12 protein-coding genes are annotated in these 13,858 nt (G+C 41.8%); 9 read left to right on the top strand and 3 right to left on the bottom strand.

Going from position 1 to position 13,858, the window contains the following annotated elements; genetic code table 11:
* Nucleotides 1-15: 15 nt before the first annotated feature.
* From CRT24_RS06765 to CRT24_RS06730, 8 genes are read left to right on the top strand one after another with little or no spacing between them, the layout of a single operon-like run.
* A complete protein-coding gene (locus CRT24_RS06765) occupies nucleotides 16-1,032 on the top strand; it encodes a 2Fe-2S iron-sulfur cluster-binding protein (protein ID WP_099370480.1) in 1,017 nt (338 codons plus the stop codon).
* Nucleotides 1,033-1,043: 11 nt separating this feature from the next.
* The gene (nuoH, locus tag CRT24_RS06760) at nucleotides 1,044-2,081 is read left to right on the top strand and encodes an NADH-quinone oxidoreductase subunit NuoH (protein ID WP_099370479.1); all 1,038 of its coding nucleotides are present in this window, start codon (nucleotides 1,044-1,046) and stop codon (nucleotides 2,079-2,081) included.
* An 11-nt stretch (nucleotides 2,082-2,092) separates the two neighbouring features.
* The gene (locus tag CRT24_RS06755; RefSeq protein ID WP_099370478.1) at nucleotides 2,093-2,617 is read left to right on the top strand and encodes an NADH-quinone oxidoreductase subunit I; all 525 of its coding nucleotides are present in this window, start codon (nucleotides 2,093-2,095) and stop codon (nucleotides 2,615-2,617) included.
* Nucleotides 2,618-2,620: 3 nt separating this feature from the next.
* Nucleotides 2,621-3,127: an NADH-quinone oxidoreductase subunit J gene (locus CRT24_RS06750; RefSeq protein WP_099370477.1), complete on the top strand. Its 507-nt coding sequence runs from the start codon at nucleotides 2,621-2,623 to the stop codon at nucleotides 3,125-3,127.
* Complete coding sequence (nuoK, locus tag CRT24_RS06745) at nucleotides 3,120-3,449, top strand: NADH-quinone oxidoreductase subunit NuoK (protein ID WP_099370476.1); 330 nt, start codon at nucleotides 3,120-3,122, stop codon at nucleotides 3,447-3,449. Before CRT24_RS06750 ends, nuoK begins: the two co-directional genes overlap by 8 nt.
* A 27-nt stretch (nucleotides 3,450-3,476) precedes the next feature.
* Nucleotides 3,477-5,399, top strand: coding sequence for an NADH-quinone oxidoreductase subunit L (nuoL, locus tag CRT24_RS06740; RefSeq protein ID WP_099370475.1), 1,923 nt, complete (start codon nucleotides 3,477-3,479; stop codon nucleotides 5,397-5,399).
* A gap of 18 nt (nucleotides 5,400-5,417) precedes the next feature.
* Entirely contained in the window at nucleotides 5,418-6,866 is a 1,449-nt protein-coding gene (locus CRT24_RS06735; RefSeq protein ID WP_099370474.1) for a NuoM family protein, read from the top strand.
* A gap of 18 nt (nucleotides 6,867-6,884) precedes the next feature.
* Nucleotides 6,885-8,267: an NADH-quinone oxidoreductase subunit N gene (locus CRT24_RS06730; protein WP_099370473.1), complete on the top strand. Its 1,383-nt coding sequence runs from the start codon at nucleotides 6,885-6,887 to the stop codon at nucleotides 8,265-8,267.
* A gap of 116 nt (nucleotides 8,268-8,383) precedes the next feature.
* Here the strand turns inward: CRT24_RS06730 and CRT24_RS06725 are convergent, their stop codons facing one another.
* The 3 genes from CRT24_RS06725 to hmpA all read right to left on the bottom strand — a co-directional run bounded on the left by CRT24_RS06725 (nucleotide 8,384) and on the right by hmpA (nucleotide 12,434).
* Complete coding sequence (locus CRT24_RS06725; protein WP_099370472.1) at nucleotides 8,384-10,066, bottom strand: hypothetical protein; 1,683 nt, start codon at nucleotides 10,064-10,066, stop codon at nucleotides 8,384-8,386.
* 609 nt (nucleotides 10,067-10,675) lie between these two features.
* Entirely contained in the window at nucleotides 10,676-11,161 is a 486-nt protein-coding gene (locus CRT24_RS06720; protein ID WP_180269080.1) for a hemerythrin domain-containing protein, read from the bottom strand.
* Nucleotides 11,162-11,225: 64 nt separating this feature from the next.
* Entirely contained in the window at nucleotides 11,226-12,434 is a 1,209-nt protein-coding gene (gene hmpA, locus CRT24_RS06715) for an NO-inducible flavohemoprotein (protein WP_099370531.1), read from the bottom strand.
* Between the two features lie 749 nt (nucleotides 12,435-13,183).
* On the opposite strand from hmpA, the gene CRT24_RS20615 reads away from it, so the two are divergent.
* On the top strand, nucleotides 13,184-13,858 hold a 675-nt coding region (locus CRT24_RS20615; RefSeq protein ID WP_306473156.1), incomplete at its 3' end, for a hypothetical protein.

Here is a 13,858-nt window from a genome sequence, read left to right as displayed (position 1 = left end):
TTAGAAAGAGCGACAATGGCAGAAGAAGTTCAAAATTTTAAAGTTACAATAGACGGAATAACAGTTGAAGTTGCTCCGGGTACTACGATATTAAACGCTGCAAGGCAGATAGGTGGTGATATTGTGCCACCGGCAATGTGCTATTACTCCAAGCTGGAAGGAACTGGTGGAAAGTGTAGAACCTGCTTGGTAAAAGTGAGCAAAGGATCAGAAAAAGACCCTAGACCGATGCCCAAGTTGGTAGCATCCTGCAGAACAACCGTCATGGATGGAATGGAAGTGCTCAACATCACCTCGCCAGAGGTGGTAGACGCCAGAAAAGCAGTAGTGGAAATGTTGTTGATCAACCACCCCTTGGATTGCCCTGTGTGTGACCAAGCCGGAGAATGTAAACTTCAGGACCTGAGTTATGAACACGGAGCAGACAAAACAAGATATGAATTCGAAAGACGTACCTTCGAAAGAATAGACATCGGCGAAAAGATCCAACTGCATATGAACCGTTGTATCCTTTGCTACCGCTGTGTATATGTTGCTAATCAGCTGACCAACAAAAGAGAACATGGCGTTCTATTCCGCGGAGATCATGCTGAGATTTCAACGTACATACATGAAGCTTTGGATCATGATTTTATTGGGAACGTCATTGATGTATGCCCAGTAGGAGCATTGACAGACAAAACTTTTAGGTTCAAAAACAGGGTTTGGTTTACCAAACCAGTGAATGCTCACCGTGACTGTCCTAAATGTTCAGGGAAAGTGACATTATGGTATAAAGGGCCAGATGTAATCCGTGTAACAGGACGCAAGGATGAACACAATGAAGTCGAAGATTTTATCTGTGATACTTGTAGGTTTGAAACCAAACGAACTGACGATTGGAACTTAGAAGAACCTACAAAAATCAGCGATCAATCCGTGATTTCATCGAATCATTACCTGCGTTTCGATCCGCCAAGCGTAATTAAGGACAATCCTGTTTTAAAGGAGGCGAATGTGGAACAGTTAGCAAGATCTGAAAAATTAAAATAGAAATAGGGAAGATGGAAACGGCCTTTATTTTAGAGAAATTAATCTTAGTAGTAATCATTTTTGTGATCACCTTGGTCATAGCGATGTATTCTACTTTGGCAGAAAGAAAGATTGCAGGGTTTATGCAGGACCGTTATGGTCCTGACCGTGCCGGTCTATTCGGAATATTACAACCCCTGTGTGATGGTGGAAAATTCTTCTTTAAGGAAGAGATTATTCCTGCCGGGGCACATAAAACCTTGTTTATATTAGGTCCTACGATCGCAATCATAACAGCTTGTATCAGTTCGGCTGTTATTCCTTGGGGTCAGACCCTGACAATAGGTGACCAAGCGATCAAATTGCAGGTTGCCGATGTCAATATTGGTGTTCTCTATATTTTTGGGGTCATCGCCCTTGGGGTATATGGAATCATGTTGGGAGGATGGGCTTCCAACAATAAATTCTCGCTGATGGGTGCAATCCGTGCAGCATCACAGAGTATCAGTTACGAAATCGCAATGGGATTGTCGCTGATTGCTTTGTTGATGGTTACAGGTACCCTTTCCATCGGTGAGATCGTAGCACAGCAATCTGGTTTCGTCAATTGGAATATTTGGGTTCAGCCTTTGGGCTTCCTGATCTTTATGACCTGTGCATTCGCAGAATGTAACCGCGTGCCGTTTGACTTGCCAGAATGTGAAACTGAACTAGTCGGTGGTTACCATACAGAGTATTCGTCCATGAAATTGGGCCTTTATATGTTCTCTGAATATATCAATATGTTTGTTTCATCATCCTTGATGGCAGCCCTGTACTTTGGAGGATATAATTTTCCATTTATGTATGACCTCGGACTGTCAGAAAATTGGATTACAATCATTGGAGTATTGGTATTCTTCCTGAAAATATTTGCTTTTATATTTTTCTTTATGTGGGTTAGATGGACCTTGCCAAGGTTCAGATATGATCAATTGATGAACTTAGGTTGGAAAATGTTGATCCCATTGGCCATTGCAAATATTGTATTGACAGGAATCATTACCATAGTTAAAGATACTTACTTTTAATAGGGAGGGAAATGCAGTCGTTATCAAATAGAAAAAAAGTATTAGAACAGAAACCGATGAGCTTTTGGGAGCGTATTTATTTACCTGCCATTGCCAAAGGTCTTTCGATCACTATAAAACACTTTTTCAAGAAAATTCCTACGGTGAAATATCCTGAGGAGATCAGGCCTTATTCGAAGAATTTCAGGGGTCAACATTCATTGAAGCGTGATGAACAAGGCAGAGAGCGTTGTACAGCTTGTGGCCTATGTGCTTTGTCCTGTCCGGCGGAGGCAATTACCATGACTGCCGCAGAACGTAAAAAAGGAGAAGAAAACCTGTATAGAGAAGAGAAGTACGCTGTAGTTTATGAAATCAATATGCTACGTTGTATATTCTGTGGTCTATGTGAGGAAGCTTGTCCTAAGGAAGCGATCTATTTGGACGGCAAGCATGTTACCGCAGATTACTTGCGCAAAGATTTTATTTATGGGAAAGACAAATTGTTGGAACCAAAGTTTGATATCACGAAATTATCTCAAAATCAGCAAGCTTAAACTATGACCATATTTTATTTTGTAGCGTTTCTATCGATCTTCTTTGCGTTGATGACCATCTTCACAAAGAACCCCGTGCATAGTGTACTCTACCTCGTAATTACATTTTTCACCTTTACGGTTCATTATATCCTGCTGAATGCGCAGTTTTTGGCGGTTGTGAATTTTATCGTCTACATGGGGGCCATTATGGTTCTATTCCTGTTTGTGCTGATGCTTTTGAACCTCAACAAAGATACCGAACCGATGAAATCCCATCTTGTAAAATTCATGGGTGCGATCGCCGGGATGTGTCTATTGGCAACTTTATTGGGTGCATTTAGAGTATTGGAGACCAATAATGAGTTTGTAAAGGCTTCTGAAGACCTTGGTCTGGTAAAGAACCTGGGAAAAGTATTGTTTAAGGATTTTCTGCTTCCATTCGAACTGTCCTCAATTCTGTTGTTGACAGCGATGGTAGGAGCAGTTTTATTGGCTAAGAAAGAAACACGAGCGAAACAAAATGGGTAATCTGATAGAAAATATGCAGGGTATTCCCCTGAATCATTATTTGATATTCTGCAGCATCATTTTCGTAATTGGTGTAATCGGAGTATTAATTCGCCGTAATGTCATCATCATCATGATGTCGATCGAGCTGATGCTGAATTCTGTGAATTTATTGCTGGCAGCGTTTTCGGCATATAGAGGTGACCCGAGCGGGCAAGTGTTTGTGTTTTTTATTATGGCACTGGCAGCAGCGGAAGTTGCAGTCGGACTCGCCATTATAATTATGGTTTATAGAAATACCAAATCAGTGGATATTGATTCCCTGAATAAGCTGAGGTGGTAAGAATTAGAATTTAAGAGAGAACTAGATATGAAAGAATTCATTTGGATGCTCCCATTAATTCCTTTGTTAGGATTTCTGATGATTGGTCTGCTCCGCAAGAGCGCGCCAAAACCATTGATCTCCATCATTGGATGTGGTACAATCCTGATTTCGTTTTTACTAAGCTGCGGTATTTTCAAGGAAGTATATGATGCACGCCAAGCCGGTGGAGATGGTATAATTTATCAAGAGGTATTCAATTGGTTTACCGTAGGAACATTTAACTTCAATATAAGTTTCTTGGTCGACCCATTGAGCTCAATCATGTTGTTGATCATTACCGGCGTGGGATTCTTGATCCACCTCTACTCAGTAGGGTATATGGCACATGATGAAGGATATGGCAAGTACTTTTCTTATCTCAATCTATTTATCTTCTTTATGCTCTTGTTAGTGCTAGGTTCGAATTACCTAGTGATGTTCATCGGCTGGGAAGGTGTAGGTTTATGTTCGTATTTGTTGATTGGATTTTGGTTCAAGAACAGCAACTATGGCAAGGCTGCTAAGAAAGCATTTGTCATGAACAGAATCGGTGATCTGGGATTCTTGATCGCGATGTTCTTTATATTGGCAAATTTTGGATCCTTGGAATTCAATACGGTTTTCGCCGGTGCCGGACAATTGGCAATGGGTGATACCACATTATTGATCATAACCTTATTGTTATTTGTTGCTGCAACAGGTAAGTCAGCACAGATTCCGTTGTTCACCTGGCTTCCAGATGCCATGGCAGGCCCAACACCTGTATCGGCATTGATCCACGCAGCAACGATGGTTACAGCAGGGATCTATATGATCGCACGCTCTAATATCATGTTCTCATTGTCTCCTGTAACTATGCAAATTATTGCAATCATAGGTGTGGCAACTGCTTTAATCGCAGCATTTATTGCAATTACTCAAAACGACATCAAAAAAGTCCTAGCATACTCTACCGTATCGCAATTAGGATATATGTTCCTGGGATTGGGAGTAGGTGCCTTCACTGGTGCTTTCTTCCATGTATTGACACATGCATTCTTTAAGGCTTTATTGTTCCTGGGTGCCGGATCGGTTATCCATGCCATGAGCGATGAACAAGATATGCGTTCGATGGGTGGTCTCAAGAAATATCTGCCAATTACTTACGCAACGATGTTAGTGGGAACCATTGCTATTGCGGGTATTCCACCATTGTCAGGGTTCTTCTCTAAGGATGAAATCTTGGCTCATGCTTTTGTTTCAAGCCCTGTATTCTGGGTATTGGGATTCTTAGGAGCGTTGTGTACGGCATTTTATATGTTTAGGTTGTTATATATGACCTTTTTCGTAGAATTTCGTGGTACCGAAAACCAAAAGCATCACCTACATGAATCTCCTGTTCAAATGACTATACCTCTGATTGTATTGGCAGTTTTATCTGTTGTTGGAGGAGTGATCAATTTACCGGAAGCATTGCATGGGGGCACTTGGCTGGCAAACTTCCTGAGCCCTGTCTTTGCACAGACCAACCAAGTGGTGGAGCCTTTCCATCTATCGCACAGCACAGAATACGTGCTAATGGGGGCCTCTGCATTAGGAGCAATTATCATGGCCTTTATAGCTTATAATAAATACGTGAAGAAATCTGAAATCCCTCAGGGTGATGGAGCATCAGAAGAAAGCGGACTTTATAAATTGTCATATAATAAATTATATATCGATGAATTGTATGATACGCTATTTGTACGCCCTTTGAACAGCCTTTCCAAATTCTTGCACTCCGTAGTTGAGAAAGCAGGTATAGATGGGCTTATCAATGGCATTGGGGATCTCTTTGTCTCTTCGGGAAAAGGAATTCGCCAATTACAGAGCGGAAATGTGGGATTTTATATTTTTATGATGGTAATTGGTGTTATTGCCTTCATGCTTTATGGATTATTTACAATCTAGATCAGAATTTAGGAATCAATGGACAACCTTTTTATACTGCTAATATTACCTGCAATAAGTGCTATCATCTTAGCCTTTATCAAAACAAGCTCTGCAAAATGGGCAGCTTTGGTATTGTCACTTATTCAATTGGGTCTAACCCTTCCTTTCATCTGTAATTTTGTGCCAGATGCCAGTATCCAATTTTCACAATCCTGGAACTGGATCTCCAGTTTAGGGATTCAATTTCAAATTGGTCTCGATGGTATCAGCCTACCGATGCTGATCTTGACAAATGGTCTTATCCCATTAATCATACTTGCAAGCTTTGGCCATCAACAAAAGGGTGGTTTCTATGGCCTTGTGTCTTTTATGCAAGCCGGCCTTGTCTTGGTATTTATCTCATTGGACGCTTTTTCATTCTATATGGGATGGGAAGCAGCATTAATTCCGATTTATTTTATCTGTGCCCTTTGGGGAGAAGGCAACCGAATCAGTATTAACCTTAAGTTTTTTGTATATACATTCTTCGGTAGTTTATTGATGTTGATCGCTATTGTCTATCTCTATCAACAAACTGGTGGCCGAGATATGTCATGGGCAACATTGACCAAACTGGATTTGACTGTCGGTGCCCAAAACTGGGTGTTCTGGGCTTTCTTTATAGCCTTTGCAATAAAAATCCCTCTTTTTCCATTGCATTCTTGGCAACCTGATACCTATACACATGCACCATCAACAGGAACGATGCTGCTGTCAGGTATTATGCTAAAGATGGGACTTTTTGGTTTATTGCGCTGGTTGCTGCCATTAACTCCTGAAGCCGTATTGCGTTATGGTCATATTGCTTTGATAATGGGCTTGATCGGCGTGGTCTATGGATCTATCATCGCGTTTAAAATGAAAGACGCCAAGAGATTGATCGCCTATTCTTCTATTGCTCACGTTGGCCTTATTGCTGCCGGCATCTTCTCCTTGACACAAGAAGGGATCCAAGGGGCAATCCTGCAAATGATAAACCACGGTATTTCTGTAGTAGGACTGTTCTTCGCAATTGATATTATCCAACAAAGAACGGGAACTCGAAACCTAGATGAGCTGGGGGGCTTGGCAAGTAATATGCCTATCTTGGCCATTACTTTCCTGATCATCATTATGGGTGCTGTAGGACTTCCGTTGACCAATGGTTTTATTGGAGAATTCTTGTTGTTGAAAGGTATCTTCTCAGGATCCGATAATGGGGTGTGGTATGCCGTGATAGGTGGTACTACCTTAATATTGGGTGCAGTTTATATGCTTCGCCTCTTTCAAAAAACAATGTTGGGACAAATCAATGATAGCCATGTTCATGTAGCTGATATCAAAGGCTATGAGGTAGTAGTCCTTTCAATTATAGTTATCCTGATCATCTTGATCGGTGTATTGCCTAATGGTCTATTGCACCTTTCTGAAGCATCAGTTTCACAATTATTACAACAGATTAAATAGAACAAGTTTATAGATATTATGGGTGCGATTATTACGCTTTCTTTGTTAGGTATACTTATTTTGTATTTAGGGCTCTATAAAGCAAAAAATGCATTATTACCTGTTAGCATATTAGGCTTGTTACTTGCCTTGGGTTATGAAGTTTATTATTGGAATATGGAAGCAGTGCCTCTCTATAAAGGGATGGTAATCCTTGACCATTTCTCCCTTTCGTTTTCTATCCTATGCCTGGCATTGACCATTTTGATTTTATTGTTGTCGAAAGAATACTTCAAGGCAATCTCCGACAATATCGCTGAATATTACACCTTGATATTATTCTCTTTGACCGGAGCATTATTGGTATGTTCATACCATAATTTTGCGATGTTGTTTATTGGTCTGGAAATTATGTCAGTAGCACTTTATATCCTCGCCGGTATCCGTCGAAATGATAAAGCTTCAAATGAAGCCTCCCTGAAATATTTCTTGATGGGAGCCTTTTCAACAGGGTTCTTATTGTTCGGAATAACATTGCTATATGGCTCCACAGGTTCATTTGACCTGGCTGCCATCAAACAATATATCATTGATAACCCTACCGGAATATCACCGATGTTCTATGGTGGGATCTTATTGTTATTGGTAGGTCTATGTTTCAAGGTTGGTGCTGCACCTTTCCACTTCTGGACTCCAGATGTATATGATGGGTCGCCAATTCTGGTAACAACCTTTATGAGTACGGTCGTAAAGATTGCTTCATTTGCAGGTTTCCTGAAATTGTTCAGTACAGTTTTGGTTCCATTAAATGAATTCTGGACTCCAGTATTACTGACAGTTGTTATTATTACACTGTTTATTGGAAATGTAACGGCACTGATGCAAACAAGCTTTAAACGGATGTTGGCATACTCGAGTATTTCACATGCTGGTTATATGTTGTTTGCAATCCTGTCAATAGGACCAAATTCAGCATCAGGAATATTGACTTATTCAGCTGCATACGGTTTGGCATCCATTGTTGCTTTCGGAGCATTGATCTTAGTGAAACGACAAATAGGTTCTGACCATTTCGAATCTTTCAATGGACTTGGCAAAAGAAACCCTTGGTTGGCATTTGCTGTTACCGTCGCGATGCTTTCCCTGGCAGGTATTCCTTTGACAGCAGGATTTATCGGAAAGTTCATGATGTTCTCCAATGTTATGAACGACTACCATACCGTGCTTTTAATCCTGGCAGCAATCAATGCAGCAGTTGGGGTTTATTATTATCTGCGCGTGGTTGTCCATATGTATTTCATGAATTCTAAAGAAGATCATACAGTAGCTACGCCTGTGAATTTCCAGGTGGTCTTTGTGATCACTGTGATATTGACGATTGTGCTGGGCGTTTATCCAGACTTTTTATTGGTGCTGCGGTAGACGCCCTTCGGCTCGGTCCCTGAGCGGAGCCGAAGGACCCGAACCGAAGCCAGAGAACGAAGCACAGCCAAGAAGCCGTGGTCGGTGTCCCCACAGACCACTATTTTTTGAAGCATCTACAAAGGCAAATATTTTGGATCCGTCCCTGTACATTCAATAATCCCTTGAAGCAAACTCTGCCATACTACCTTGAAAAAAGGGTGATTTGGATTTCGCTCATAATCAACCTGAGCAACATGATACTTCCCATTCGCATCGGGATTGCTGTCATTGATAAAGAATTTGTTTGCTATAAAAGAAAGAATCCCTTTCTTACCAGGTCCCTTTTCTGGATGCTTCAATACATCAACCTTCAGGTGGTTGTAGTCAAACGTGAACTTCCCCCAATTCTTCACATCATTGCCATGCATATCAAAAGTAATCTTTTCAATATTTCCATCAGCCAATCTAATATTCAATAGCGGTTCCAAAATCCGGTTGTACGCAGCTACTTTCATAGCCGTCAATCCCCCTTTATAAGAATGATTGCCAGCCTTGCTGAGCATGTCAAAAGTGAAAAACGCACTCAACCGACCTTCCCCATAAATATTGCCCACCAAGTCTGCCGTCATATTCTTGTTTCTGCGCAAAACAGTTGTATCGTTGCTGACATTCTTCAATGTCCCCCTGATATTTTTGAACTCTATTTTTCCTTCCCTAAAGTACTTATCGCTGATCTGTGCATAACTGAGGTCTATGCCACTTACTTTTACCGCCTTTACAGAAAATCGCAAGCCTACCTTCATCAGCTGTTGGGCTGGCGATTGACCCACCTTGGACACGTTCTCCAATTGGTAGCGTTTGTCCTTGGAAAGATCAAAAACTCCACCGACAACATGAGCACTATCGGCCTCAAATAATTTTTCTGCCAATAGTTTCTGCAAATTTATGCCTGTAATCCATGTTGAATCCAGGTCCAGTTCTATCCTTGGTTTGTTCAGTTTGTCCTGTTTTGCAAAAGCCTCCAAGCTCAATGTAGGCTGCAAGCTCAACTTGGAAATCTGTGCATTCCGATTTTTTGAGCTGAACTTTAGGTCTTTGAAGCTAAATGTATAGGGTGCCCCCTCCAAATTGGTCTTGAACCCCGGAATGTGCAATGAAATATCCTTGGAATACAGAAACCTCGTGCTGTCATTGCCCGAATGTTCATCAATCAGAAAATTGGCAACGGCTAAGTCAACTCCATTCACCTTTTTTGGTTTTGTGCCTTCCTTGTTTAGGTCCTCAAGTTCCAAATCAATGCCATTCGCCCGAAACTTATCTACTCCCAATGACTTAAAACGATCTTTGATCATAGCATAAGGGTCTTTTTCTTCCTTTTTATCTTTGTTATATGGCCTATCCCGAAGTAGAACCTTCGCTTTCAAGGAATCCAAAGCAATGGTTCCGATATCTATCTTCTTATTGACCAATATCCCCCATACACTGACACCACTAATCGCCAAACGATCCGCTCTAGCTTCAAACCTAGTATTGGGTACTTTTTTGGCGCTATCCAACTTTATATATGCGGTACTGTCATTTTTGAGAAGAATGTCTTTGAGTGTAAGGTTACCACCCGCGATATCTAAGTCCAGGTCACTGTACTCAATAGTGTAAAGTCCTTCGGAGGATTTGGTGATTCCTTCCTTCAGCTTCTTGTCCAACATGGGTTCCAATTTATAAGAAACAAAATATAGCCCCCCTAATATCAATAAAACGAAGGCGGCAAGGATGCCTACCCAGATTTTCCATCTGTGTGATTTTTGTTTATTATCCATTAGTTAAAGAACAGATAAGGAAAGGGGATTGTTTTGGGACACCAATCATCCATAGATTGGCGGCAACACGACCGCCAAATTGCTGCCAACACAAATGCCATGGTTGGTGTCCCCACCAACCATCCATAGGAAAAATGCCATTTCATGGCATAGGGTGTTACTATAATTGTTACACCCCTACAGGGTTGAGTGGCGTAGGGATATTTTTGGTGGCAGGTGGGAACACCGGCCACGGCTTGAAGCGGCGGTCCCTGCGTTGGTTGAGCGTAGTCGAAACCAGGAGCCGAAGGGGGGTCCCTGAGTGGAGTCGAAGGGCAATCCCGACGCACAATGGCCGCGGCATTTTATCCATTCTGCCGCCACTGAAAATGAGCGGGCTGAAGATTGACAGCCAGTTTGAGAGCGTGAGGGCGATTTTTTGGGGGATAATTTTGCAGCAAGCCGCAAAATTATCCCCCAAAAAATCGCCCCTTTTAAAAAAAGGTGTCTGTCATTCCTGAGCTTTAGCTCAGGAAACTATTTTGGAGCTATAATAGTTACAGAGTAATATTGTTTATGTGGCCACCAACCCATTCCGGCGCCAAAAGAAGTGCTGCCAATTCTAATGTCTTATGTCTTATGTCTAATGTCTAATAAAGTCCAAAACTCATCCTCCCACAGCAATTCCGTGATCGGATGGTTATGCTTGGAATTGATATACGCCATCTGCTCTTCCGAGGCCATGGATTGAACCAATGGAAATAACTGGCGTTCTTCCATCCTGATATGTGCCTCTAGCTTTTCCTCAATACGGTTCAGTGATTTCTCGGTGAAAGGCTCGCTGAGGATCAGTCGCTTTATTGCTCGGTGATCTGAAATGGCATCATGCACCAATTTATTTTCACTCTCCAGTATAGGGAATACAAATTCCTCCTCAATGTTGAAATGCAAGTCCAATTGATGGCTCCACATTTTCTCCAAATAACGGCCAATCCTTTCTGGGTCAATCCCTAACTCTAATCCACGCCTTATCTTCCAGCATAAAAGCAATGCAAAATGATGCTCCTTGCTGAGAGGTTGCAGAGCTTTGTGTCTTTTAAGTGGTTTTGGTTCCATGGTTATTTTATTAATTGAAATATTGGCACCTCCTAAGGCGCCAATATCTAATACTGTATAAATACTAATTCAAGGATAATGATGCTGGTCCAAATTCCTCAAAGTGAATCGATGACGGATCCACACCAACCTGCTTTAAATATTCATATTGCTTTCTTATAAATCCTGCAGGACCACATAGGTAATAGTTAGCATCATCCAACAAAATCTTGTCTTCGATCTGTTGAAGATCTACTATTCCGCATTTTATATTTCCGTTCTCAGCCTCCTGCTGCTCATAGAACAGGTGGTTCTGAAATGCTGAATTCGCTGCAGACAATTCCCTTAACCTGTTTTTAAAGGCATGAACCCGTTCATTTCTACATCCATGCACCCAAACAATGGGCTGATCGGTGTTTTTGTTGAAAATCAAATCTTCCACCATCGCCAATAACGGGGTCTGTCCGATTCCACCGCTGATGAAAACCTGGGGCTGACCTTCCTCCTTATTCTGCAATACAAAATTTCCTGAAGGTGAGGACAATTCAATGGTATCTCCAACTTGCACATGGTCATGTAAACGATTGCTGATCATGCCATCTGGATGGGTACTGCCTTTTTCCTTCTTAACGGAAATTCTATAATATTCACCATTCGGAGAGTTTGAAACTGAATATTGTCTCGGTTGTAACAAGTCCAGCTCTGGCAGGAACAAACGAACGGAGATATATTGCCCCGGAAGATGCTCCGCAATATTTCCGCCATCGGTAGGGTATAGGTAGAATGAAGTTATTTCCTCGGATTCATTGACTCTATCTTTTACTGTAAATGCTCGCCAGCCAGTCCAACCTCCTGATTTTTTAACCTTATCATCATAAATATGAGCTTCATGGCCCGACATAATCGCTGCCAACTGATTGTAAGCAATGGTCCATGCTTCAAGAAGCTCATCCGTTGCGCCTTCACCCAATACCTCTTTAATGGATGATATAAGGTGGTTGCCGACAATTTGATAATGCTCAGGACGGATATCTAAACTAGTATGTTTATGCCCAATGTGATCTACTACGCCCATTAATACGGATGGATTTTCAATATTCTCAGCATAAGCCAGCACCGCCATCGCCAATGCTGTTTGTTGTTTTCCTGAGTTTTGGTTCCCCATATTGAAAACATGCTTAAGCTCAGGATTATGCTTAAACATACGCTCATAAAAATAACTGGTCAATAAAACGCCATTTTCTTTTAATACTGGTACGGTAGCTTTAATTAGTGCAATTTGTTGTTCGTTCATCACTTTGATCTTTAATTCTCTCAACTATTTAATTCTTAACTGTCTACAAAATTAGAAAACAAAAAAGACAAATTTGTCGTTTTTGTGTATGTTACAAATGGACGGGGTTTTTCAATTGTTGCAAACAATTGAAAAACAGGGTTTTGTAGAGCGATGTTTGGAAAAATGATTTTGGTCATTTGAAAAATGGTTTAGTTACTTTTGAGGCGCAAAAGTAACCAAAACGCTTGCTCATTTAAGGTGGCTTGTCGCGCTAGTCCAACGCACATGGACAAAATGCCTTATTGCCGAGGATGCCGTTCTAATCAATTATCTCTTTACAGGAGATAATTGCTTGAAAGCATCCAAGGGTGGTCCCTGAGCGGAGTCGAAGGGCAATCCCGACGCACAATGGCCGCGGCATTTTATCCATTCTTCCGCCACTGAAAATGAGAGGGCTGAAGAATGACAGCCATGTCGCCCCTTTAAAAAAAAGGCCTCTGTCATCGTCTTGAGCTTTAGCTCAAGAAACTATTTTGTTGCATTACGTGCATTTGTTTGTTAAAAGATGCCACACCTACGGCGTTGGTATTTGGGCTGATGTCATTTCTATAGATATGGCATACCTACGGCATTTAAGGAAGATTTCATGCCTACAGCATTTGACCCCTACAGGGCAATGTCATTAAGTTAAGAAAAAAATAAGGCCATAAATCACGTAAATGTTTAATTTTGAATTCACTACTAAACAAATCTAAACAACCGCGTTTATGGCCGATGTAAAAATAGCACTTAAAATCATATCAGACCTAAAAAATTTTATTTCTATCTGTTTAACAGATCCTYTGCTGCTCAATCTTTTCAGGAATTCCAAAACCCATTTCACCCGGGACCGCAAGCTCAATTTCGAGAGATTGGTCCTGCTGATCGCCAAGATGTGCAAGCGGACCCTCTCTGTCGAACTGGAAGGTTTCTTTGGTGAGTTGGGCAAGAAGATCAGTTGCTCGGTGAGTGCCTTTTCCCAGCAGAGGAGCAAGCTGAGCCCCCTTTTCTTCCTGGTCTGGAACCGGGTGCTCTGCGAGAGCTTCCTGCGCCATGCTTCGGGGGATACCAGGAGATGGATGGGCTACCGCCTGATCGCAGTTGACGGTTCCAACCTTGCYCTGGTGAACACRCCTTCCCTGCAGGCCCACTTTGGCGGCCAGAGCAACCAGAACTCGAGCTTCGTGCAGGCAAAGACCTTCTATCACTACGATGTGCTGAACGACCTGGTGACCCATGCCTGCATAGCCCCATACCGGACCAGCGAGCTGACCCTGGCTTCCCATTGGATCGAGGAACTGCCCTTGGACTCCATTGCCATCTATGACAGGTACTATTCAACGTTCAAGATGTTTGCGCTTCATAGCTGGCAGGAGAGCGAGCGCAAGTTCGTGATCAGGGCG

The sequence above is a fragment of the Sphingobacterium sp. 1.A.5 genome (assembly GCF_002734235.1).
Classification (GTDB): Bacteria; Bacteroidota; Bacteroidia; order Sphingobacteriales; family Sphingobacteriaceae; genus Sphingobacterium; species Sphingobacterium daejeonense.
Note: the sequence above shows the minus strand (reverse complement) of the source record. Positions and strands in the feature narration are given on the sequence as shown.

Excerpts from the sequence above, each read along its gene's own strand:
- CRT24_RS06765 (WP_099370480.1), top strand. The coding sequence starts at position 16 with ATGGCAGAAGAAGTTCAAAATTTTAAAGTTACAATAGACGGAATAACA.
- CRT24_RS06755 (WP_099370478.1), top strand. The coding sequence starts at position 2,093 with ATGCAGTCGTTATCAAATAGAAAAAAAGTATTAGAACAGAAACCGATG.
- nuoH (WP_099370479.1), top strand. The coding sequence starts at position 1,044 with ATGGAAACGGCCTTTATTTTAGAGAAATTAATCTTAGTAGTAATCATT.
- nuoL (WP_099370475.1), top strand. The coding sequence starts at position 3,477 with ATGAAAGAATTCATTTGGATGCTCCCATTAATTCCTTTGTTAGGATTT.
- hmpA (WP_099370531.1), bottom strand. The coding sequence starts at position 12,434 with ATGAACGAACAACAAATTGCACTAATTAAAGCTACCGTACCAGTATTA.
- CRT24_RS06730 (WP_099370473.1), top strand. The coding sequence starts at position 6,885 with ATGGGTGCGATTATTACGCTTTCTTTGTTAGGTATACTTATTTTGTAT.
- CRT24_RS06735 (WP_099370474.1), top strand. The coding sequence starts at position 5,418 with ATGGACAACCTTTTTATACTGCTAATATTACCTGCAATAAGTGCTATC.
- CRT24_RS06720 (WP_180269080.1), bottom strand. The coding sequence starts at position 11,161 with ATGGAACCAAAACCACTTAAAAGACACAAAGCTCTGCAACCTCTCAGC.
- nuoK (WP_099370476.1), top strand. The coding sequence starts at position 3,120 with ATGGGTAATCTGATAGAAAATATGCAGGGTATTCCCCTGAATCATTAT.
- CRT24_RS06750 (WP_099370477.1), top strand. The coding sequence starts at position 2,621 with ATGACCATATTTTATTTTGTAGCGTTTCTATCGATCTTCTTTGCGTTG.
- CRT24_RS06725 (WP_099370472.1), bottom strand. The coding sequence starts at position 10,066 with ATGGATAATAAACAAAAATCACACAGATGGAAAATCTGGGTAGGCATC.